Here is a 21,590-nt window from a genome sequence, read left to right on the forward strand (position 1 = left end):
AAAGTTCTGTTTAGCTGAGCCGATGAAAGCCCTATAATCGTTTAGTTTTGAAAATGGACGCGATCTTTCCGGTTTTTTGCCAGGTAGGGCCGGCGCGCCGTTTTCTCTTGTTTTTACCCGTCATGTTCCTAACAACACCTTACAAAACCGTAGCGAGCGGAAGTGAGTTGTGGCTAAGAAGCGCAGCTGTGCGAATGCACAGTGAGCATCGCAGGCCGCGAATCGCGACGCGCAGTAGGTTTTGGCAGGTGTTCAAGTGCATGCCTCATAAAGGAATGCTAGTGAGCCAAACCCTGGTCCAGAAACTTTGCCGCACCAAGCCGATCGATACCATGGTCGACTATGGTGAAGGCCTCAGCAGCAGTGGCTTGAGCCGGTCCATCGGCCTGTTTTCCCTCACCATGATCGGCGTCGGCGCCACCATCGGCACGGGCATTTTCTTTACCATGGTCGAAGCCGTGCCCAAGGCGGGCCCATCGGTCGTCCTGTCTTTCCTGATCGCCGCCATCACGGCCGGCCTGACGGCCTTGTGCTATGCGGAATTGTCGTTCCGCATTCCTGCCTCCGGCTCCTCGTATTCGTTTGCTTACGCCACCGTGGGCGAGTTTCTTGCCTTCATCATGGCCGCTTGTTTGCTGCTGGAATACGGGTTGGCGGGCAGTGCCGTGGCCATCGGCTGGTCGTCTTACCTGAATAATTTTCTGGAAAATGCCTTCGGCTGGCATATTCCCGAGATGCTGCGTACGCCGATGATTGTTTCCGGCCCGCATGGCATGGAGTTTCATGCCGGCCACATCAACCTGCCGCCGATCTTTTTGATCTGCATGTGCGGTTTTTTGCTGCTGCGCGGCGCCAAGGAATCGGCCCTGATGAACGCTATCATGGTCATCATCAAGCTGGCGATCCTGGTGTTTTTTGTCGTCATCGCGTTTTCCGGATTCAATGCCGACAATTTCTTCCCCTTCTTCAATACCGACAACAGCAAGGGCTTTGCCGGCATGACGGGCGTGACAGCCGCAGCAGGCACCGTGTTCTTCTCTTTCATCGGCCTCGATACGGTGGCGACGGCCGGTGACGAAGTGAAAAATCCCACGCGCAATGTGCCGCGCGGCATCCTCGGCGCCCTGCTCATCGTCACCGTGTTTTACCTGCTGGTGGCCGTGGCCGCCCTGGGCGCGCAACAGGCCAAGCTGTTCGAAGGCCAGGAAGCGGGGCTGGCGGTGATCCTGCAAAATGTCACGGGCAAGACCTGGCCGGCGCTGGTGCTGTCGGCTGGCGCCGTCATTTCCGTCTTCAGCGTGACCCTGGTGACGATTTACGGCCAGACGCGCATCTTGTTTGCCGTCAGCCGCGACGGCCTGATCCCGAAGTCGTTCCAGAAGATCCACCCGCGCACCCTGGTGCCGGTCAGCAATACCATCATCGTCTGCCTGGTGGTCGCCGTGGTGGCCGGCTCCGTCGATGCGACTTATTTGTGGGACATGGTCAGCATCGGCACCCTGACTGCCTTCATGGTGGTCTCGGTTGCCGTGCCCGTGCTGCGCCACAAGCAGGGTGCCAACCGCATCGAAGGCTTCAGCGTGCCGTTCGGGCCGTACGTGATTCCTGGCTTGAGCATACTGGCTTGCCTGTACATCATGCGCGATTTGCCGCATACGACGTTTGTCGTGTTCAGCGTGTGGATGGCGGTGACCGTGGCCATTTACTTCTTGTACAGCATGCGGCATTCGCACCTGGGCAAGAAGGCCCGCTAATGCAGTCTGCTCCATCCAAAACCGCCGCGCTCGCCGGCGGTTTTTTTTATTTCTAACCGGAATTTACATGATGAAAATAACTGATCTGGCCGTCTGTGGCTTGCTGGCAGGCAGCCTTCTGGGGAGCGTGGCGCAGGCCGCCCCTGCAACCGAGCTGGCATTGCGCGATTACCGCGCCGTCGCCCTGTCGGCCAATGGCCAGCGCATCGCCGCCATCGAATCGAGCAAGGCGGGCGAGCAGCCGCAGCGCCCGCATGCCGCCATCGTCGTGCGCGACGCTGCCAACGGCGCCATCGTGCAGCAATTCGACCCGTGTGCCGTGTGTTCCTACGACAAGCCCAGCTGGTCACCCGATGGCAGGCAGCTGGTCTTTGTCGGCTACGACGCCAAGGCGGGTATGGCGCAGTTGTACCTGGCCACCCTGTCGCAAACGCAAGCGCGGGTGTTGACCAGTATTAAAGGTGTGGCCAGTACGGCGCGCTGGTCGCCGGACGGCAAGCAGCTGGCCATGCTAGCGACAGTGGGAGCGCGCAAGCTGGCCGGCGCCGTGGAAGCGGGCGTGCGCCAGGTGGGCGAAGTGGGCAGCGAAGACGATACCCAGCGCATTACCGTCGTGCCTGTCAGCGGCGGCGAAGCGCGTCTGCTGTCACCCGCCGACACCTATGTGTATGAATACAGCTGGACGCCCGATGGCCGCGGCTTTGTTGCCACCAGCGCGCAAGGCAATGGTGACAGTAACTGGTGGGTGGCCAAGCTCAGCCATATCGATGCGGCCACGGGCGCCCTGCGCGTAATCGTCGCGCCAGCCATGCAGCTGAACCTGCCTTCCGTCTCGCCGGACGGCAAGACGGTGGTTTTCATCGGTGGCCTGATGAGCGACTTCGGCTCCATCGGCGGCGATATTTATAGCGTACCGCTGGCCGGCGGCACACCGCGCAATCTCACACAAGACTATCGCGGCACCTTCAATGGCGTCGTCTGGCGCGGCACCGGCTTGCTGGCGACCGCACTGATCGATTCGCAGCTGGCGCTGGTGCCCGTCGATGCGCAAACCGGTCCGGCTCAGCCGGTGATGCTGGGTGAACTCAGCAGTAGCGGCAGCGATGGCCGTCTCTCGTTCAGCGCCGATGGCCGGCAGGCGGCCGCCGCTCAGGAAGATTTTACGCACGCCAGCTACCTGGTGGCGGGACCGGTGGGCCAGCTGAAAAAGATCACGCGCGACAATGACGGCTTTGCGCCGCAGCTGACGGTGCAGAACGTGGGCTGGAACAACGAGCAATACAAGGTGCAAGGCTGGCTGCTGGGACCGTTGAAGGTGGAGGCCGGCAAGCGCTACCCGATGATCGTCAACGTGCATGGCGGCCCCGGCGCTGCCGCCTCGCCCCGTTATGTGGCAGCGGGCACCGTGATCGAGGAATTGACGCAAAAAGGCTATTTCGTCTTCCTGCCGAATCCGCGCGGCAGCTTCGGCCAGGGCCAGGCATTTACGCGTGCCAACATGGCTGACTTTGGCGGCGGCGACTGGCGCGATATCCTGGCCGGCATCGATGCGGTGGAAAAAGTGGCGCCCGTCGACGGCCAGCGCCTGGGCCTGATTGGCCATTCGTATGGTGGCTTCATGACCATGTGGGGCGTCACGCACAGCGACCGCTTCAAGGCGGCCGTGGCGGGTGCGGGCGTGTCGAACTGGATCAGTTATTACGGCCAGAACGGCATCAATCAGTGGATGATCCCGTTCTTTGGCGCCTCCGCGTATGACAAGCCTGAGGTCTACCGCAAGGCTTCGCCCATCGAATCGATCAAGGCGGCCAAGACGCCGACCCTGATCTATGTGGGCGAGCGCGACGTGGAAACGCCGGCCGCCCAGTCGCTGGAATTCTGGCACGGCTTGCGCGCCATGGGTGTGCCGTCCAGCCTGTTCATCTACGATGGCGAAGGCCATTCCTTCCGCAAGCCCGAGCACCAGCGCGACTTGCAGAAACGCACCGTCGGCTGGTTTGAGCAGTATCTGAAGTAGTGATTGGTAGCCTGCCGCAGGCAGGCCAGCCTGCATAAAGCGGCTGACAAACAGGTCAGTTGCGCGGTGAGACGATGTGCACGATCGCCGCACTATGTATCACGATCTTGTCGGCATCTGCCTGCAACAGGCGAATGCGTCTTTTGACCAGCGGCCAACCTGACCAGGCCACGTCGCTGACGGGCGGTGCGGGAAGGGTGGCCAGCGGGGCGCTGATGGCGGCCTGGTTGTCGAGCTGTTCCAGCGCGCGCGACAGGGTCAAACACACTTGCGTATGGCTGTGGCTGAGCAAGGCATTGACGGGCGCGACAGGCAACTGGCTGGCGTGGCGCCCCAGGATGGAGCGCAGTGCCGCCACGTGGGCCACCAATAAGTAATTTTGCACGATGAACAGGTTGATGTCTTCCACGGCCCGCTGCTTGCTGGCCGGTTCATCGAGCATGCGCACCAGTGCCGAGCTGAGCGCGGCCAGGCTGTCCATCAGGCGCTTGCGCTCGATGCGGTAGGCGAAATCATCGAAACACTTCCCCTGCAGCAGCGCGAAGCTGGCCTGCATATAGCTCAAGTTTACATTCAGTACCTGGCGCACCAGCCGTGGCAGGCTCTGGTATTCCCAGTTGGCCAGCACAAAGCTGAAGATGGTCGCCACCGCCGCGCCGATCAGGGTATCGATCAGGCGTTCGCTGACCAGGTTCGGGTTGCTGGGCGCCACCAGGTGCATTTGCAGCAAGATCATCAGGCTCACCGCGATGGCCGTGTAGCGGTAGCGCAGATAGATGAAGGTGGGGGTGGCCACGATGGAGAGAAATAAAATGGCCATCAGCACGATATTGCTGTGCACATAGCGGATCACGATGGCCGTGATGACGCAGCCGATGATGGTGCCGATGATGCGGTCGGCGCGGCGCTGGCGCGTCATGCTGAACGTGGGGCGCAGGATGATGACGATGGTGAGCACGATCCAGTAGCTGTGCGCCGCATACGGCAACCAGTGGCCAATCAGCAATCCCACCGAGATGGCCATCGACACGCGCAGGGCGAAGCGGAACACGGGCGAATCCAGGCGCAAGTTGGACAACAGGGTCTTCAGTTCATATTTCTGTTGCGACAGGAACGGCGCCATGTCCGCGCCGCTCCAGAACGGTACGTCGGCATAGACTTTTTGCGTGGCCAAATGCAATTCACCGATCATCTTTAAAATGGCGCGGATCTTGTTGCGCTGCGCACGCAGGGTCGCCAGCGCTTCCTGCGCAGCATCGCCTTGTGCGTGCAAGCGGGCAATTTCTGCTTCGATATCAAGCCATTCCTTGTCGTAGCTGATGTGCGCATACGAGGCGCGCTTGCGCGTGACGGCGTAGGCGACGGCTTCGATGTCGCGCGCCGCCTTGTAAGCGAGGTCGTGCAAGGATTTGAGCACGTCGGAGTCGGCCAGGTGCTGGCGCAGCAGCGCGTAATCGGTGTGCGTGGAGAGGATCAGTTCGTATAAATCCAGCATGCACACGTGCACTTGCACAACGATGGCATCCTTGCTGTTCTTGTGGCTGCGCAAAATCAAGTCGCGCGACGCCTGCTGGCGGTCGGCCAAAATGCTTTGGTGGCGCACCAGCTTGTTGAATTGCTCCGTCAAATTGAAGCGCGTGTCGTAGAAATCGGCCTTGATGTCGATGTAGGCGGCCAGTTCGAACAGGGCTTCGGCCAGCACTTGCTGCTTGATGCGGTGGCGCAAGACCCAGGCGATGGCCATGGCATAGGCCAGATAGATCAAGCCCCCCAGCATGAACAGGCCCGCATGGTGAAACGATTGCTGCCATGTCATCTGATGCTCCATCGACATGGTCATGATGAACAGAGCGGCCAGTTGCAAGGGCATGGATTTCTTGCCGTACACCACCATCATGCTGGCGAGAAAACTCACCAGCACAAGTACCGTCATCAGCAGCCACTGCACGGGCCCGCACAGGCTGATGAGTAAGGTGACGGCGCTGCACAGCAGCACGGAAGCCAGCATTTCGTTGAATTTGTGGCGCAGCGGGCTGGGCATGTCCATCAGGGTCGTGCACAGGGCGCCGATGCACACCGTCATGGCGGTGGCGCTGTCGCTGATTTCCTGGACCAGCAAGGCCAGGCCGACCAGGCCGATGGCCACGCGCAAGCCCAGGTAAAAATAATGGCTGTAAATGAAGGTGCGCAGGTTTAGTGCGTAGTGCATGGGATTACCTTGTGGGCAGGGCACAGAAAGAGGCGCCGCACCGGGGTCTCCGCTGCGGCGCCAGGATGTTGCAGTTGCTACCGCCTTGAGTTACATCAGGGCAATGACGGGGTAGCGCCGCCATTCAGGCTCGGCAAAGCGCTGGCAGTGCTCAAAAATGAAATTCAGTACGGCTTCCTGATTGCTCAGCAGGGCCGGATTCGCTGCTTTCCAGTCGGCAAACTTGGCCGCCAGCGCCGGTTCGTCGCGCAGCAGTTCGGATGCCATGTCTTCGAACACGTAATCGGAAAACGCTTCTTTCTTCTCCAGCACGCTGTTAAAGAAACCCCAGCGGAAGAAGCTGTCGTGCGCTTGCGGTTCCAGCGTTTCCACGGCGTAGCGCGCGTTGTCCTGCTCCAGGCTGATCACATAATCGCCTGCCTGTACGGTGAATTGTCCCGTGCGCGCTTCCACGTCCACCGTGTCGTGGAACATATGGCCTTCGTAGGCAGTGGCGCGCGTGCCGACGTTGGTGATGTGGTAGTAGCGTGCCGTTAGCGTCTGTTCGGCGGTGATGCGGCTCATTTCGACGCCATTCCAACGCAGGCGCTCGATGACTTCGCGCCAGGCTTGCGGCACCACATAGGCTTTCGGCGCGGCCACGGTGACATCCGCATCGAAGCGGTTGTAATACTTGATATCGCGTTCCCACGGCTGCGAACGGTCGTAGGACAGGCGCTGGTAGTCGCCCAGGATACTCGGCGTGTATTGCGCCGCGTAGCCCTTGAAGGGGAAGGTCGATGGTTGCTCTTCGTTCATGGCCCAGTGGATCGGCCATTCTGCCTGCGTGCGGCCAGCCGCTTTTGCCCGTGCGCGCAATTGCTTGATTTGTTCGCCATGCTCGATGGTGAATGCCATGGTGATGTCGAGCAGGGCGCGCATGGAAGCGTAGCGGTCGGCAAATGGTTTCAACATATGCGTTTCCGGCATGAAGCCGATCACGTGATGCAGGGCCGCAAAACCGGTCGAGAAACGGGGCACTTCGAGGAATTCGGCGATGCCGTGGTCCGGGCTATCCTTGACGGGATTGACATACGGGCAGGTGGGCCAGCCGGCTTGTTCCATGCGCGCAAAGATGTGCGGCAGCATGGTGTCTTGCAGGAAGGGACCAAGGCCATTGCCCAGCTTATCCGTCTGCGTGTGAATCAGGGTCATCGTGTACGGATAGTCGGCGCCGTTCGACGTATGCGTGTCAACCATCACGTCCGGGTCCCAGCTCGCTAGCAGGCGGTTGAACACTTGCGCGTTCAGGCTGTCGCACTTGATGAAATCGCGGTTCAGGTCCAGGTGGCGGCTGTTGCCGCGGAAACCGAATTGCTCCGGGCCATCCTGGTTGACGCGCGATGTATTGGCACGGTTCAGGCTGCCATCGACGTTGTAGATCGGGATGAACAGCAGCACGGTGCTGCCCAGCGCTGCCAGGCGCTCGGGCTGTGTGCATAGGTCGCGCACGATGGCCATGCAGGCGTCGATGCCTTCCGGTTCACCCGGGTGGATGCCGTTATTGTTGAAGAAAACGGTGCGGCCCGCGCGCTTGATCTGCTCGCGGTCAAACACGCCGTCCGCGCTGACGACGCCAGCGTGGATGGGCACGCCCGAGTCGGACAGGCCGATCTGTTCGAAATGCAGCACGTGCGGGTAGCGTGCGGCAAGATCCTTGTAGAAGGTGATGCATTCCAGCCAGGTCGTGGTCTGGTTGTGGTTACCGAGTTCGTAGGTCGTGCGCAAGTCTGGTGGCATAGCGGTCTGAGTCTGGGAGGGGGAAGGCGCGCTGGGTAAGTACGCCCGCTAGGGGCCAATTGTAGCACCGGCGCTCCTGCCTTGAGGCGCCGCAGGGGCTGGCTGCAGTACTTGTGTTATGAATACGTTTCACGCACGAGGGGGAGGCGGCATGGGCAAGGCAGTGATGGCAGCGATGGCGGCGCTGATGTGGTGGCCTTGCCTGACGGCACAGACAGCGCCGTTGCGCTTGCCGGTGAGCAAGGAACCCGTGACGCAGGGCGGCTCCGTCACGGCCACCGCGCAGGGTGCACTGATACGTTACCGTGGCTGGCTGCTGGCCGTCGATGGGGCCATGTCGGAGCTGCGGCCCGATGCCTTGCTGGCTTTGGCGGATGCAGGCCAGGCGCCGCAGCTGCAGATCGGTTCCACGCGGCGTACCTTGCCCCCGTGGTCCGCCTTCGAGCTCGTCAAGGGAAGCACGCGCTTGCGCATCACGGCGCTGCCGGGGCCTGAGGCTCCCGCGCTGCTGCTGGATTTTGGCGAGGCCGATTACCGCATCGTGATTCTTGCTGCCGCCATCGAGCGGCAAGCGTATCGGCTGCTGGCGCAGCGCTTTCCCGGCGCGGATCTGGCCTTGCTGCTGCAGGATGGCCGGCGCGTGATGCTGCCTTTGGGAAGCAGTCGGGCACAGGTGTTTGGCGCGGAGCAAGCCGTGCCTTACCGGTTTTCAAAGATCAGACGCTAGACGAAAAAAAGCCACTCCCGCAGGAGTGGCTCAGCTGACAAGCGCCCGTTGCCGGGTTATTGCTTCTTGTTATTCAGCGCCCATTTCTTTCAGCAGGTTGTCTGCGTGGTCGATGTGTTTCATGTTCCACAGCATGTAGCGCAGGTCGACCTGGATCGAACGGGTGTTGGCCTTGTTGTAGTCCCAATCGGAAATGATCGAGTCCAGGGTGCCATCGAATGCCAGGCCGATGAATTCGCCTTTCGCGTTCAGGGCAGCCGAACCGGAGTTGCCGCCGGTGATGTCCAAAGTGGCCAGGTAGTCGACCGGCACGGTTTTCAGCTTCGGATCGACGAATTTACCGAAGTCCTTGGCTTTGATCGCGGCCAGTTGATTTGCAGGTGCATTGAACTCGCCTTCGCCCGTGGCTTTGGCAGCAACGCCATTGACGGTGGTGAAGGCAGTCCAGGTGGTGCCGTCGGCGCCATGGTCACGGCCGGCAACTCTGCCGAATGTCACGCGCAAGGTGCTGTTGGCGTCAGGATACACGGCTTGGCCCTTGCTCTTCATGAAGGCAATTTTTGCTTTCATGTAGTTGGCGTAGGCTTGCTGGATCTTGCCGGCCAGTTCTTCGTCTTCCGCTTCGTTTTTCAGCGAATCGGGGTACATGGCGACGGCTGCCTGGATGAAGCTGTCCTTGCTGGCCTGGAACTCGGCTGGCGTACGTTTCAGCCATGCTGCGCGCTCGGCCTTGTCGCCCAGCTTGCTGCCCGCATACAGTTTGTCCAGGGCGGCGGACAGCTCGGCCGGCGACATGCCGTCCTTGATGCCGATGGCGGCGTCGAAGCTGGCGCGGCGTTGTGCTGCCGGTTGCGCGGCGTACTTGGTCAGGCTGTTCAGTACCAGCGCCTTGTCGACTTTTTCATCGTAGGTGCGCTCGACCGAGGTGATACCCGCTTCCAGGCGTGGCAAATCGCGCGTCTGGTAGCCGGACTTGCGTTCCGTATCGGCCTTGGTGCTTTCGTTCGACAGGCGGTACAGGCTGCGCGCCGTGCTCAGCAGGCGTGGCTGTGCGTAGCTAAGGAAGAAGTCGCGCTTGGTGTCGGCATCGCGCTCGGCGATCAGCTTTTCCACTTGCTCGATATCACCGGCAAATTCCGCCTTGCGGGCAGCATTGGCATTGACCCAGGTTTTCAGGGCTTCGTGTTCCGTCGTCTTGCGTGCCAGGAAGTCGCTGCCGGCGTAGGAATCGAGCATGCCTTGGCGGTTCTTGTAGTAATTGTTGACGCCAGCAACCTGACCCGCGTATTTCAGGGCAACATCCTTGTTGTCCTTGGTTTCACGCGCGATGATGGCCAGGGTTTCGCCCGACGCTTTCACGAAGGCCGGGTAGTTCCAGTCAAACGTGAACGCCACTTCCGATGGCAGGCGGTGACGGTTGGTGCGGCCAGGGTAGCCCAGCGCCATCACGAAATCGCCTTCTTTCAAGCCATCCTTGGCCAGTTTCAGCACGTGTTTTGGCTGGTAAGGCACGTTGTCCTTGCTGAAGTCGGCAGCCTTGCCATCCTTGCTGACATAGGCGCGGTAGAAACCGTAGTCGCCCGTGTGGCGCGGCCACATCCAGTTGTCGGTGTCGCCGCCGAACTTGCCCACGCCCGCTGGAGGCGCGTGTACCAGGCGCACGTCGCGGATTTCCAGTTGCTTGATCAGGTAGAACTCCAGGCCGCCGTAGTAGCTCGACACTGTGCAGCGGAAACCGGCTTCTTTTTCGCATTCGGCGACCAGTTTTTTCTGGTTTTTCTCGATCGCGTCGATGCGTGCCTTGCCTTGCAGCTTGGCTACGTCGGCGCTGATGATCTTGTCGCTGACATTCGTCACGGCCGAGGTGACGAAGATGCGGCTGCCCGGGGCGGCCGGCAATTCTTCAGCGAAGGTCTTGGCCAGGAAACCATTGGCCAGCAAATCGCGCTCTTTGGTCGAATTGACCGCCACGCTGTTGTAGACGCAATGGTGGTTGGTGGCAACCAGGCCTTGTGGCGAGACGAACGAGGCCGAGCAACCGCCCAGGCTGACGATGGCGCCCATCGGGAACTCGGTCAGTTTGGTCAGGGTGGTCGGATCGAGTTTCAGTCCGGCTGCTTTCAGTTCCTTGGCTACTTGTGGCAGCTGTTGGGGCATCCACATGCCTTCGTCGGCGTGTGCGAAATTGCTCAGGATGGCGAGCGCGATTAACGATTTTTTCATTCGAGTTCTAGTCTTTTTACATGGTGGGAAGTCGGAACCAACGTGTACCCAGTGTCTTTTCTCAGCGGGCGACCTAGAGTATCCGTATCGAACTCGCACTAGTCAATCACATTTTCCGGGTGGCATGCTCTTGTATGTTGGCATAAATGGCATGATTTTCGATGGCGTAGGGGCAGGAGCCGGCCGCCAGCCCGCATTTTTCCGTGCGGCGACTGTGGCATTGTCCATACGTGTCTTGGCAGCAATGAAAAATGGCCGGACGCTTGCGCGGCCCGGCCACTTCGTGATCGATGGCTGTTACTGGTCTAGCGTATTTTGCCGCGGCGCAAAAGATTCACGATGCCCAGCAGGATCACGGCGCCCAGGAACGAGACCAGCAGCGAAGACACGCTGAAATTGTCGCTATTGATGGTGCCCGTGCCGAACAGGGGCGCCAGCAGCCAGCCGCCCAGGAAGGCGCCCACGATGCCGACGACGATATTGAGGAAGATGCCCTGTTGCGCATCGGTTTTCATGACCATGCTGGCCAGCCAGCCGATGACGCCGCCAATAACGATCCAGATAATGAAATTCATGTAGTCCTCCGCGCGATGGGTGAGTGGGGTTTCATGTCAGAACAACATCATGCCAATAGATAGTGATGCCGCACGATAGAAAAGTCCAGCGGATTCGCGTCGCGCATGCAAAAGCCCGCCTGGCTGCGGGCAGCGAGGCGGGCTTGTCATGCGGCAAGGTCTTGTTTAATCGGCCTTGATCGCTTCGACCTGGATGGCCAGCTTGACTTCCGGCGAGAATGCCGGCATGCCATAGTTCAGTCCAAAGTCGCTGCGCTTGAATTCCGCGCTGGCATCGGCGCCGCACACTTCGCGCTTGTAGCGCGGGTGCATGATGCACTTGAATTTGCTCACGTTCAATTTGACGGGCTTGGTCACGCCCAGCAGGGTCAGTTCGCCATCGACTTCCACCAGCTGATCGCCGTTGAACTTGAGCGACTTGCTCTTGTAGGTGATTGCCGGGAATTTTTCCACATTGAACATGTCCGCTTTTTTCGCGTGCGTGTTCATGGCGTCGAGGCCGAAATCGATCGAATCGGCATCGATGACCAGGTCCAGGCTGCCCGTCTTGGCGGCACGGTCCAGGGTCACGGTTCCTTTGGTCTTGTTGAACTTGCCGCGCCAGACGGACATGCCCATGTGATCGGCTTCAAAGCTGGGGAAGGTATGCGTCGGGTCGAGGTTGTAGGTGTCGGTAGCGGCCATGGCCGAACCCGCGCCAGCGGCTGCCAGCACGGCGATCATCAAGTGCGAAAATTTCATGCAGATCCTATAGTTGAACAGGTGGTGGGGTTGTTTTTGGTAACGACTGAAAAACGTTCAGGACAAGGCGCCTTGCCGAAGGCAGTGCGAATAGCGCGACGAGGCAAGAGCAACGCCGTCCTGGACGTTTTCTCAGGTGTTACTGGGCGGCAACGTGGAATTTAATCGTAACCTCGTCGGCAACCATGCTCGTGTCTTTCCACTCGCCTTCGCCGATGTTGTAGGTCAGGCGTTTGATCGGCAGGGCGCCGTCAAATGCATATTTTCCGCCGTCGGCTTTCACCGTCAGGGGGAAGGTCACGTCGGTGGTCTTGCCTTTGATGCTCAGCTTGCCGCTGACCGTCAGCTTGCCCGCACCGGCGGCCTTGATGCTGCTCGACACAAAGGTGGCTTTCGGGAACTGGGCCGCGTTGAACCATTCTTTCTTGGCCACTTCCTTGTTGTACTCGGGGTCGCCGATATCGATACTGGCCGTGTCGATTTCGACCGACGCTTTCGATGCGTCCGGCGTGGCAGGGTTGTAATCGATGGCGATATTGAATTTCTTGAACTTCGCTTCCACGGGCACGTTCATTTGCTTGAATACGGCCGACACGCTGGTCTTGGCGGGATCGACTTTCAGCAGGGTGGCGGCGGTGGCGGCCACGGACAGGCCCAGCAGGGAAGCGAGGACGATGCGTTGGGTGGTTTTCATCTTGTTTTTTCCTGTGTTTCAGTGAGCAAGGGGAGGACGTTAAGGCAGCATGCGCTTGAGCACGCCATCGCGGTCGATGAACTGGTGCTTCAGCGCCGCCAGCACATGGGCGGCCACGGCGGCGGCCATCGTCATGTTCAGAACATAATGAATCTCTTTTAAAAGCGGCTTAAGTTCCGGGTTCGGCGCCATGATGACCGGCAGCTGGAACAGGCCCAGATAGACCACCGGCACGCCGGCAGCCAGGGTGTACAGGTAGCCGGAGACGGGCACGGCGAAGATCAGGATGTACAGCAGCACATGCATGGCGTCGGCCGCCTTCTTTTGCCAGGCAAGCATGCTGGCCGGATGCGGCGGCGGCACGTTGGCCTTGCGCCACAGCAGGCGGATGGCGGCGATGGCCAGCACGGTCACGCCCAGCCACTTGTGCCAGGAAAAATATTTGAGTTTGGTGGGCGTCAGGCCGGGAATGTCCGTCATGACCAGGCCCATGACAAAGGCGCTGATGATCAGCAGGGCAGTCAGCCAGTGCAGGATGATGGCGGTGGTGGTGTAGCGTTGCATCGGCGGCTTTCTTGAAAGTAGTACGCATTAGGACTAATTCGGCCTAATATACCAAAGAAAAGCAAATGGCGCTGCGTGCTGCAGATTCTACAAGAAAGATTGCCGGAAAAACCGCGGGGCGGGCAGCATTTGTGTGCTGGCCGCCCCGCGGGAGTGGATCTGCCTGATCCGGATAGCGTTGGTCGCTTAGATCGCCTTGGCCAATTGCGCCGCGATACCGATATAGTTACCCGGTGTCATGGTCAGCAAGACATCCTTGGCATCCTGCGGAATGGCCAGGCCATTGACGAAGGTTTGCAGCGCCTCTTTCGAGATGCCCTTGCCGCGCGTCAATTCTTTCAGCTGCTCGTACGGATTTTCGATGCCATAGCGGCGCATCACGGTTTGCACGGGCTCGGCCAGCACTTCCCAGGTGGCGTCCAGGTCTTGCGCCAGGCGCGCGTGGTTCACTTCCAGCTTGTTCAAGCCGCGCAGGCAGCTGTCATAGGCCAGCAGGGTGTAGCCCAGGCCCACGCCGATATTGCGCAGCACGGTCGAATCGGTCAGGTCGCGCTGCATGCGCGAGACGGGCAGTTTTTCCGACAGGTGTTTCAGGACGGCGTTGGCCAGGCCCAGATTGCCTTCCGAGTTTTCAAAGTCGATCGGATTGACCTTGTGCGGCATGGTCGACGAGCCGATTTCGCCCGCTTTCAGTTTTTGCTTGAAATAGCCCAGCGACACATACGTCCAGATGTCGCGGTTCAAGTCCAGCAAGATCGTGTTGGCGCGCGCGAAGGCATCGAACAGTTCGGCCATGTAATCATGCGGCTCGATCTGGATGGTGTACGGGTTGAAGACCAGGCCCAGGCGCTGTTCGATCACGGCTTGCGAGAATGCCGGCCAGTCGAAGCCTGGGTAGGCAGACAGGTGGGCGTTGTAGTTGCCGACGGCGCCATTCATCTTGCCGAGGATTTCCACTTGCTCGATGCGTTTTACCGCGCGCTGCAAGCGGGCCACGACGTTGGCAAACTCCTTGCCCAGGGTGGTCGGGCTGGCCGTCTGGCCGTGCGTGCGCGACAGCATCGGCACGTCGGCATTGTCGTGCGCGATCTGCGTCAGCTTGGCTACCAGGCCGTTCAATGCCGGCAGCATCACGCCATCGCGCGCGGCTTTCAGCATCATGCCGTGCGAGGTGTTGTTGATATCTTCCGAGGTGCAGGCGAAATGGATGAATTCCGACGCCGCCACCAGTTCCGGCACATCCGCCACTTGTTCCTTCAGCCAGTATTCGACAGCCTTGACGTCATGGTTGGTGACCGCTTCGATGGCCTTGATGCGGGCCGCGTCGGCTTCCGAGAAGTCCGCCGCCATCTTGTCGAGCAGGGCGGTCGCTTCTGCCGAGAACGGCTTGATTTCAGCGAAACCCGCTTGCGACAGCGCTTGCAGCCAGGAGATTTCCACTTTCACGCGGTGGTGCATGAAACCGGCTTCGGACAGGATCGGGCGCAGCAGGTCGGTCTTGCTGGCGTAGCGGCCATCGAGCGGAGACAGGGCCGACAGCGTGGAATACGGAGGTGTAGAAGTCATGAGAGCGGACGCAAGTTAAAGAAACGGTTGGCGTGTGGCGCGCGGGGAGGGCAGGGCTATTGCAATACAGCAACACTGACGGCGCCACAGTAAAGGGCGATTTTACCACCGCTGGCCGCTGGCCAGCCGTCCGTCGGCGGTGGGTGGCCCCCATTTTGGCCGAATCCGGCCCCGATGCGGCGTGCCTGCCACACCCCGGGGACCGCTGGGCGCATGCTGCCAAACGCCGCTGCCGCCGATGCTATACTGCTTGCTGCTCCTTTACCTTAAAGTACCTATGAAACTGATCGGTTCCCTCGCCAGCCCGTATGTCCGCAAAGCCCGTATCGTGCTGGCGGAAAAAAAGCTCGACTATGTCTATGAGCTGGAAAACGTGTGGGCGTCGGAAACCCGCATCGCCCAGGCCAATCCGCTGGGCAAGGTGCCCTGCCTGGTGATGGAGGATGGCAGCGCGCTCATCGATTCGAAAGTCATCGTCGAATACCTCGACACGCTCACGCCCGTGTGCAAGCTGCTGCCGGCTGGCGGCAATGGCCGCGAGCGCGCTGATATCAAGAACTGGGAAGCGCTGGCCGACGGCATTCTCGATGCGGGCGTGCTGGTGCGCCTGGAGCGCACGCAGCGCCCGCCCGAGCAACAAAGTGCGGCCTGGATCGCGCGTCAGCTGGAAAAAATCTCCCTGGGCCTGGCGGCGCTGGAGGCACGCCTGGGCGAGAGCGCGTATTGCGCCGGCAAGAACTACACCCTGGCCGACGTGGCCGTGGGCTGCGCGCTGGGCTGGCTCAGCTTCCGCTTCCCGGAAATCGACTGGCGCGACGATCATCCCGCGCTGGCGCGCCTGTTCGACAAACTGTCCGAGCGGCCATCGTTCAAGGACACCGTGCCGCAGTAAAGGCATAGGCGTAAAAAAACCGGCACGCGTGCCGGTTTTTTTCGATGCTGCGAAACGATTACTCTTCCACGGCCATCTGGCTTTGCAGATAGTTCTGGATGCCGATTTTGGCGATCAGGTCGATCTGCGTTTCGAGCCAGTCGATATGCTCTTCCGTGTCTTCCAGGATCATCAGGAACAGGTCACGCGAGACGTAATCGCCCGCTTTTTCGCTGATGGCGATGCCTTCCTTGACGGTGGCGTGCGCGGCGCGTTCCAGCTTCAAGTCGCATTCCAGCATTTCCGGCGTGTTCTCGCCGATCAGCAGCTTGTGCAGCGCTTGCAGGTTAGGCAGGCCGTCGAGCATCAGGATGCGGTCGATCAGCTTGTCGGCGTGTTTCATTTCGCCGATCGATTCTTCGTATTCCTTCTTGCCCAGCTTTTCCAGGCCCCAGTGCTTGTACATGCGCGCATGCAGGAAGTACTGGTTGATGGCCGACAGTTCGTTGGTGAGCTGTGCATTGAGCATGCGGATGACTTCTTTATCGCCCTTCATGGGAATTCCTTTGTTCTGTGTTGCGTTCGATGATGAAACCGCAGGCTGCTGGCGTTCACTGCCGGGTGGCGCAGGGCTGCCTGGTGGCGCGCAGGTTGCCGGTTTCGCTATGTCCGCATGATAGCGCAAAATATGGGCGGTTTTTGCTGCGAAACGGTGTTTTTCCGTCTTTTTAACGTAAATATCGTGCGAATAAAACCTATTCTCAAATGGATTGCAGCATTTTCCCATTTTTTATTTGTTAAGGAAAATGAAGGCCATTCTCATTCGCGTTCATGCTGCTATTTGGCTGCGCTGAAAAGGCGGGAAATGTTGCTCCGTTCTTGCTTTTGTGTCTTCTTGGTCGCTGGTGGCGATGCGATAATCAGGCAGAAATTTTATTGAAAAAGGATAGCAAGATGATGCTGCATATACCCGGCGTGCTGACGCCGGAACAGGTGACGCAGTTTCGCCAGCGCCTGGCGCAGACGGACTGGGTCGACGGGCGCGCCAGCGTCGGGGCGCAAGGGGCGCAGGTCAAGCGCAACCGCCAGCTGGCCGAAGGTTCGCCGCTGGCGCTGGAGCTGGGCGAGATCGTCAGCCGCGCGCTGATGGCCAATCCGCTGTTCTTTGCCGCCGTGCTGCCGCTGCGCATCCTGCCGCCGTTCTTCAACAGCTATGCGGGCGGCGAGCACTATGGCCTGCATATCGATGGCGCCATCCGCACGCCGAAAAACGGCATGCAGTCGATGCGCGCCGACGTTTCCTCGACCGTGTTCCTGAGCGAGCCGGACGAGTACGAAGGCGGCGAACTGGTGGTAGTCGATTCCTACGGCACGCATGAAGTGAAACTGCCGGCCGGCGACGTGATCGTGTATCCGTCGAGCAGCGTGCATCAGGTGCTGCCCGTCACCAGCGGCGAGCGCATCTGCTCCTTCCTGTGGACGCAAAGCATGGTGCGCGAGGACTGGAAGCGCAGCATGCTGTTCGAGCTCGATCAGAACATCCAGAGCGTGCGCGGCGAGCACGGCGATTCGCCGGCGACGGTGGGCTTGACGGGGCATTATCACAACCTGCTCAGGATGTGGGCGGAGATGTAAGGCTGGGGTCAGACCCCCGGCGAAGTTGGCGCTGAATCTTGCGTTGGCGGTGTTGAGGGTCTGACCCCTTGGACAAAAAAAAGTCTGCCTGGCCCGGGGATGGTGGCTGGCAGACTGAAACAAGCTGTTGCTTGACTGGTACGGAAAACAGGGCGCCGCCGGAAGGCTAGCTCAGTTGGAAGGTCAGCGGTACTAAAACGTAGACGGGAACCGGCTTGCCGTTTTCGATCATGGGCTTGAACAGCGCGCGCTGGGCGGCCTGGCGGCCCGCTTCATCGAGGTTGCCGTAGCCGGTCGATTTATGGATCAGGATTTGCTCCGGCAAGCCTTTTTCATTGATCAGGATGCGCAGCACCACCGTGCCGCTTTCGCCCAGACGGCGTGACAAATTCGGGTAGATCAGTTGCGGTGCCTTGATGTATTCGACGCTGCTGACGGTGCGCGGTGCCGCTGGTGCAGGTGGTGACGGCGCCGGTGTCGATGGCGCTGTCGGCGCGGCAGTGGCAACGGGTGCCGCTTCGGCGCGCGTCGGCTGCGGCGGCGTGATCGTCGGTTCGCTCGGCGCCATAGCGATCAGCGGCAGCGGCGGGATCACGGCGCGTGGCACGGGAGCGCTCAGTTCCACGGTTTTTGGCACCGACGGTGCCGGTGGCTTGGGCGGCGCCGGCGGGGCGATGATGCTGATGGTGGTGATGGTCGGCATGGCCGCCGTGACGACGCGGCTCAGCAAGCCGCTCTGGATGGCGTAAAAGCCGGCGATATGCAGGACGACGATGGCCATCAGCGGCGCGAACTTGTTGCGCTTCTTGTCGAAGTCGGCAAATTGTTGCACGGCCTGCACCGTTACGGGCGGGGGCATCATCGTCATGGCGTTTATCGCTTTCTTTAGTTTGTCAGTACAGCCCGCATCAATACGGTTTCTTGCAGCACTGCGGTGGCGTTCAGGTGATCGTTCAGCACCTCCCGCGCGCAGGTATGGCATTTGCCGCAGCAGGTGGCCACGCCCAAGTCACGGCGCAGTTCGGCCATGCTGGACAGGCCAAGATCGACGGCTTGACGGATTTCACGATCAGATATGTTGTTGCAGACACATACAATCATTGATGCACCTTCTGGCTGGAGGATGAATAGACACTAGTGCACTGAAGCATTGTTGCTAGTGTTTTAATGAGAATCATTATCATTACGTTTCATTGTCGCGCAAAGTGCAGGACAATGCAAGCGATTTTGATCAAGTGTGCGGCGCTTGGCGGCTTGGCGCGGCGCGTGGATATGGCCTTCGCGCACATGGCGTAGCCCTTGACAGGGGCCACTCTCCGGGCTAAATAAAAACAATTCGCATTCATGTTTATAATGCTGGTATTGTCTCGGACGGTCGTCGTCTGGACAGTTTGAAAGGCCGCTTGTCGGTAATGCGCAACAGTTGCGTTTTACCTCACAACACCCAAGTCAAACGCGATGCGCCGCGCGCAGCAGTCTGTCCCCGGTGTTCTTAATTTGAACGGAATTTGCTCATGACTCTAGTTCCACCCTTGATGACGCTCGATGCGCTGGCAGTCGGCCAGAGCGGCACGGTGTTGCATATCACGCCCCACACGGCAGGACAGACGGAAGACGGCGTCGACCTCGCCCGCCGCTTGATGGAGCTGGGATTCGTTCCCGGCGAACGACTCCGCATGCTCAAGCGCGGCATTCCCGGCGGCGATCCGCTGGCCATCAAGGTCGGCAATGCCACGTTCGCACTGCGCCGCTTCGAAGCGGCGCTGATCACGATTCAACCGCTGCTTCAACCGGAATAACCATGGGTGCTGTCGAAACTATCGTCGATGCGGGCGTGCACAAGCCGCCGCATCAGCCACAAATTGCCTTGCTGGGCAATCCGAACTGCGGCAAGACCGCCCTGTTCAACCGTTTGACGGGCGCGCGCCAGAAAGTGGCGAACTACGCCGGTGTGACCATCGAGCGCAAGGAAGGCCATTTCACCTCGCCGGGTGGCACGCCCGTGCGCCTGCTCGACCTGCCGGGCGCCTACAGCCTGTCCGCCACCACGCCCGATGAAGCCATCACGCGCGACGTGGTGGGGGGATTGCGCAAGGGCGACCCGCGCCCGGACGCCATCATCTGTGTGGTCGATGCCACCAATCTGCGCCTGAACTTGCGCCTGGTGCTGGAAGTCAAGCGCCTGGGCTTGCCCATGCTGCTGGCGCTGAACATGACGGACGTGGCGCGCAAGCGCGGCATGCTGATCGATACGGCCAGGCTGTCGCAGGAACTGGGCATGCCCGTGGTGGAAACCGTCGCGGTGCAGCACGATGGCGAAAAAGCTTTGCTGAGCGCTATCGACGCCATGCTGCCGCTGCCGGCCGTGGAAGCGAAACCGCTGGCGGCCATCGATACCGTTACCGTCGAGGAAACTCAGCGCGAAGTGCGCCGCATCCTGGCCGCCGTCAGCAATGACACCAGCGACACGGGCAACCTGACGGAAAAAATCGACGACGTGGTGCTGCATCCCGTGTTCGGCCCCCTCATCCTGGCCGTGCTGATGTTCCTGATCTTCCAGGCCGTGTTTGCCTGGGCCGCCACGCCGATGGAAATGATCACCGATGGCGTGGGCCACCTGGGTGCCTTGCTGACGGCGAACATGCCCGATGGCCACCTGAAAAGCTTGCTGGTGGAAGGCATCATCGGCGGGGTCGGCAGCGTGCTGGTATTCCTGCCGCAGATCCTGATCCTGTTCTTCTTTATCCTCAGCCTGGAAGACTGCGGCTACCTGCCGCGCGCGGCCTTCTTGCTGGACCGTCTGATGGGTGGCGTGGGCCTTTCGGGCCGCGCCTTCATTCCGCTGCTGTCGAGCTTTGCCTGCGCCATTCCCGGCGTGATGGCGGCGCGCACCATCCAGAACCCGCGCGACCGCCTGGTTACCATCATGATTGCGCCGCTGATGACATGCTCGGCACGCCTGCCCGTGTATGCGCTGATCATCGCCGCCTTCATCCCGCAGCGCGAAGTGTGGGGCTATCTGAGCCTGCAAGGCCTGGTGCTGTTTGTCCTGTACTTCGCCGGCATCATCTCGGCCATGGCCGTGGCCTGGGTCATGAAGCGCAGCATGGGCGTGCGCGGCAACCAGCCGCTGATGCTGGAACTGCCGGCTTACCACTGGCCGCACTTGCGCAACCTGGCCGTCAGCCTGTGGGAGCGCGCGAAGATCTTCCTGACGCGCGTCGGTACCATCATCCTGAGCCTGATGATCATCCTGTGGTTTCTCAGCACCTTCCCCGGTGCGCCGGACAACGCGATCCATCCGCCGATCTATTACAGCCTGGCCGGCATCCTGGGCCGCGGCCTGGAAGTGATCTTCGCGCCCATCGGTTTTAACTGGCAGATCTGCATCGCGCTGGTGCCGGGCATGGCGGCGCGCGAAGTGGCCGTCGGCGCCCTGGGTACCGTGTATGCGCTGTCGCAAACGGGCGATGCGCTGGCTTCGACCCTGGAGCCGCTGATCGCCCATTCGTGGTCGATGGCCACCGCGCTCTCCTTGCTGGCCTGGTATGTGTTCGCGCCGCAGTGCCTGTCAACCCTCTCCGTGGTGAAACGCGAAACGGGCGGCTGGCGCTATCCGCTGCTGATGGCCGGCTATATGTTCGCCCTGGCCTACGCAGCCTCGTTCATCACGTATCGCGTCGCCCTGATGCTGGGCGCCTAGGAGCACACCATGTGGCAAACCATTATCGTCGCCCTGATCGTCGCAGCCGCGCTGCTGCATTTTTCGACCAAATACCTGCCGGCGGGCGTGCGCCGCGCCATCGTGCGTGGCCTGGTGCGCTGCGGCCTCGATGAGGCGAAGATGTCGGCCTTGTTCAAGGTGGCGCCGGGTTGCGGCAGCGGCTGCGGTTCCTGCGGCTCCTGCGACAGCCCGCCGCCGCCATCCGCCACGCCGCCCGTCGACGGCAGCAGCAAGCGCGTGATCCTGATGCAGGTGCAGCGCTAGCCAGGGCTTGATGCAGGTCTGGTCATGGGCGCGCCCGTGGGCTACACTGGGCCTTCCGCATGGCAAGGAGTGGCAATGGCGATACTGTTGATCTTCATGTTTTTGTTTGCGATCGCTTCCTGGCTGCTGGCCAGCCGGCGCGGCCGCCACGGGGGACTCTGGTTCGGCATCGGCCTGTTCCTCGGACCGTTTGCCTTGCTGGCGGTGGCGGCCTTGCCGCCAGTCACGCAGCCCTGAACGACAAAAA

20 protein-coding genes are annotated in these 21,590 nt (G+C 60.6%); 9 read left to right on the top strand and 11 right to left on the bottom strand.

Annotated elements, in window-relative coordinates; genetic code table 11:
- Positions 1-281: 281 nt before the first annotated feature.
- Both ACQ4WN_RS05955 and ACQ4WN_RS05960 read left to right on the top strand, forming a co-directional pair.
- Positions 282-1,754 (top strand): amino acid permease, encoded by a 1,473-nt coding sequence (locus ACQ4WN_RS05955; RefSeq protein ID WP_436550692.1) that lies wholly within the window; start codon positions 282-284, stop codon positions 1,752-1,754.
- 67 nt (positions 1,755-1,821) lie between these two features.
- A complete protein-coding gene (locus tag ACQ4WN_RS05960; RefSeq protein ID WP_436550693.1) occupies positions 1,822-3,771 on the top strand; it encodes a S9 family peptidase in 1,950 nt (649 codons plus the stop codon).
- Between the two features lie 55 nt (positions 3,772-3,826).
- On the opposite strand, the gene ACQ4WN_RS05965 is transcribed toward ACQ4WN_RS05960, so the two are convergent.
- Both ACQ4WN_RS05965 and ACQ4WN_RS05970 read right to left on the bottom strand, forming a co-directional pair.
- Positions 3,827-5,980, bottom strand: coding sequence for an FUSC family protein (locus ACQ4WN_RS05965; protein ID WP_436550694.1), 2,154 nt, complete (start codon positions 5,978-5,980; stop codon positions 3,827-3,829).
- 90 nt (positions 5,981-6,070) lie between these two features.
- Positions 6,071-7,759 carry a M14 family zinc carboxypeptidase gene (locus ACQ4WN_RS05970; protein WP_436550695.1) on the bottom strand — a complete coding sequence of 563 codons (1,689 nt, stop codon included), beginning with the start codon at positions 7,757-7,759 and terminating at the stop codon, positions 6,071-6,073.
- Between the two features lie 151 nt (positions 7,760-7,910).
- On the opposite strand from ACQ4WN_RS05970, the gene ACQ4WN_RS05975 reads away from it, so the two are divergent.
- Entirely contained in the window at positions 7,911-8,486 is a 576-nt protein-coding gene (locus ACQ4WN_RS05975) for a hypothetical protein (RefSeq protein ID WP_436550696.1), read from the top strand.
- A 69-nt stretch (positions 8,487-8,555) separates the two neighbouring features.
- Here ACQ4WN_RS05975 and ACQ4WN_RS05980 read toward each other — a convergent pair whose 3' ends face one another.
- The 6 genes from ACQ4WN_RS05980 to purB all read right to left on the bottom strand — a co-directional run bounded on the left by ACQ4WN_RS05980 (position 8,556) and on the right by purB (position 14,849).
- Positions 8,556-10,709 carry a S46 family peptidase gene (locus tag ACQ4WN_RS05980; protein ID WP_436550697.1) on the bottom strand — a complete coding sequence of 718 codons (2,154 nt, stop codon included), beginning with the start codon at positions 10,707-10,709 and terminating at the stop codon, positions 8,556-8,558.
- 305 nt (positions 10,710-11,014) lie between these two features.
- On the bottom strand, positions 11,015-11,284 hold the full coding sequence (locus ACQ4WN_RS05985) for a GlsB/YeaQ/YmgE family stress response membrane protein (RefSeq protein WP_096238131.1): 270 nt from the start codon (positions 11,282-11,284) through the stop codon (positions 11,015-11,017).
- 165 nt (positions 11,285-11,449) lie between these two features.
- A complete protein-coding gene (locus ACQ4WN_RS05990; protein ID WP_436550698.1) occupies positions 11,450-12,025 on the bottom strand; it encodes a YceI family protein in 576 nt (191 codons plus the stop codon).
- Positions 12,026-12,164: 139 nt separating this feature from the next.
- A complete protein-coding gene (locus tag ACQ4WN_RS05995; RefSeq protein ID WP_436550699.1) occupies positions 12,165-12,719 on the bottom strand; it encodes a YceI family protein in 555 nt (184 codons plus the stop codon).
- Positions 12,720-12,758: 39 nt separating this feature from the next.
- Positions 12,759-13,283 carry a cytochrome b gene (locus tag ACQ4WN_RS06000; RefSeq protein WP_436550700.1) on the bottom strand — a complete coding sequence of 175 codons (525 nt, stop codon included), beginning with the start codon at positions 13,281-13,283 and terminating at the stop codon, positions 12,759-12,761.
- A gap of 186 nt (positions 13,284-13,469) precedes the next feature.
- Positions 13,470-14,849 carry an adenylosuccinate lyase gene (gene purB, locus ACQ4WN_RS06005; protein WP_436475191.1) on the bottom strand — a complete coding sequence of 460 codons (1,380 nt, stop codon included), beginning with the start codon at positions 14,847-14,849 and terminating at the stop codon, positions 13,470-13,472.
- 277 nt (positions 14,850-15,126) lie between these two features.
- On the opposite strand from purB, the gene ACQ4WN_RS06010 reads away from it, so the two are divergent.
- On the top strand, positions 15,127-15,741 hold the full coding sequence (locus tag ACQ4WN_RS06010; RefSeq protein ID WP_436550701.1) for a glutathione S-transferase N-terminal domain-containing protein: 615 nt from the start codon (positions 15,127-15,129) through the stop codon (positions 15,739-15,741).
- A gap of 58 nt (positions 15,742-15,799) precedes the next feature.
- On the opposite strand, the gene bfr is transcribed toward ACQ4WN_RS06010, so the two are convergent.
- The gene (gene bfr / locus ACQ4WN_RS06015; RefSeq protein ID WP_034778875.1) at positions 15,800-16,276 is read right to left on the bottom strand and encodes a bacterioferritin; all 477 of its coding nucleotides are present in this window, start codon (positions 16,274-16,276) and stop codon (positions 15,800-15,802) included.
- A 398-nt stretch (positions 16,277-16,674) separates the two neighbouring features.
- Here bfr and ACQ4WN_RS06020 point away from each other — a divergent pair, with 398 nt between their 5' ends.
- On the top strand, positions 16,675-17,355 hold the full coding sequence (locus tag ACQ4WN_RS06020; protein ID WP_436534288.1) for a Fe2+-dependent dioxygenase: 681 nt from the start codon (positions 16,675-16,677) through the stop codon (positions 17,353-17,355).
- A 166-nt stretch (positions 17,356-17,521) separates the two neighbouring features.
- Here ACQ4WN_RS06020 and ACQ4WN_RS06025 read toward each other — a convergent pair whose 3' ends face one another.
- Together ACQ4WN_RS06025 and ACQ4WN_RS06030 are read right to left on the bottom strand one after the other, a co-directional pair.
- Positions 17,522-18,223 carry an energy transducer TonB gene (locus ACQ4WN_RS06025; protein WP_436550702.1) on the bottom strand — a complete coding sequence of 234 codons (702 nt, stop codon included), beginning with the start codon at positions 18,221-18,223 and terminating at the stop codon, positions 17,522-17,524.
- Positions 18,224-18,240: 17 nt separating this feature from the next.
- Positions 18,241-18,456 carry a (2Fe-2S)-binding protein gene (locus ACQ4WN_RS06030; RefSeq protein WP_086144695.1) on the bottom strand — a complete coding sequence of 72 codons (216 nt, stop codon included), beginning with the start codon at positions 18,454-18,456 and terminating at the stop codon, positions 18,241-18,243.
- 413 nt (positions 18,457-18,869) lie between these two features.
- On the opposite strand from ACQ4WN_RS06030, the gene ACQ4WN_RS06035 reads away from it, so the two are divergent.
- From ACQ4WN_RS06035 to ACQ4WN_RS06050, 4 genes are all read left to right on the top strand, one after another.
- Complete coding sequence (locus ACQ4WN_RS06035; RefSeq protein WP_436550703.1) at positions 18,870-19,154, top strand: FeoA family protein; 285 nt, start codon at positions 18,870-18,872, stop codon at positions 19,152-19,154.
- 2 nt (positions 19,155-19,156) lie between these two features.
- Positions 19,157-21,058 carry a ferrous iron transporter B gene (gene feoB, locus ACQ4WN_RS06040; protein ID WP_436550704.1) on the top strand — a complete coding sequence of 634 codons (1,902 nt, stop codon included), beginning with the start codon at positions 19,157-19,159 and terminating at the stop codon, positions 21,056-21,058.
- A gap of 9 nt (positions 21,059-21,067) precedes the next feature.
- The gene (locus ACQ4WN_RS06045) at positions 21,068-21,343 is read left to right on the top strand and encodes a DUF6587 family protein (RefSeq protein WP_436550705.1); all 276 of its coding nucleotides are present in this window, start codon (positions 21,068-21,070) and stop codon (positions 21,341-21,343) included.
- A gap of 75 nt (positions 21,344-21,418) precedes the next feature.
- Positions 21,419-21,580, top strand: coding sequence for a hypothetical protein (locus ACQ4WN_RS06050; protein ID WP_436550706.1), 162 nt, complete (start codon positions 21,419-21,421; stop codon positions 21,578-21,580).
- The last annotated feature ends 10 nt before the right edge of the window (positions 21,581-21,590 follow it).

The sequence above is a fragment of the Janthinobacterium pasteuri genome, assembly GCF_051380775.1.
Lineage (GTDB): Bacteria > Pseudomonadota > Gammaproteobacteria > Burkholderiales > Burkholderiaceae_D > Janthinobacterium.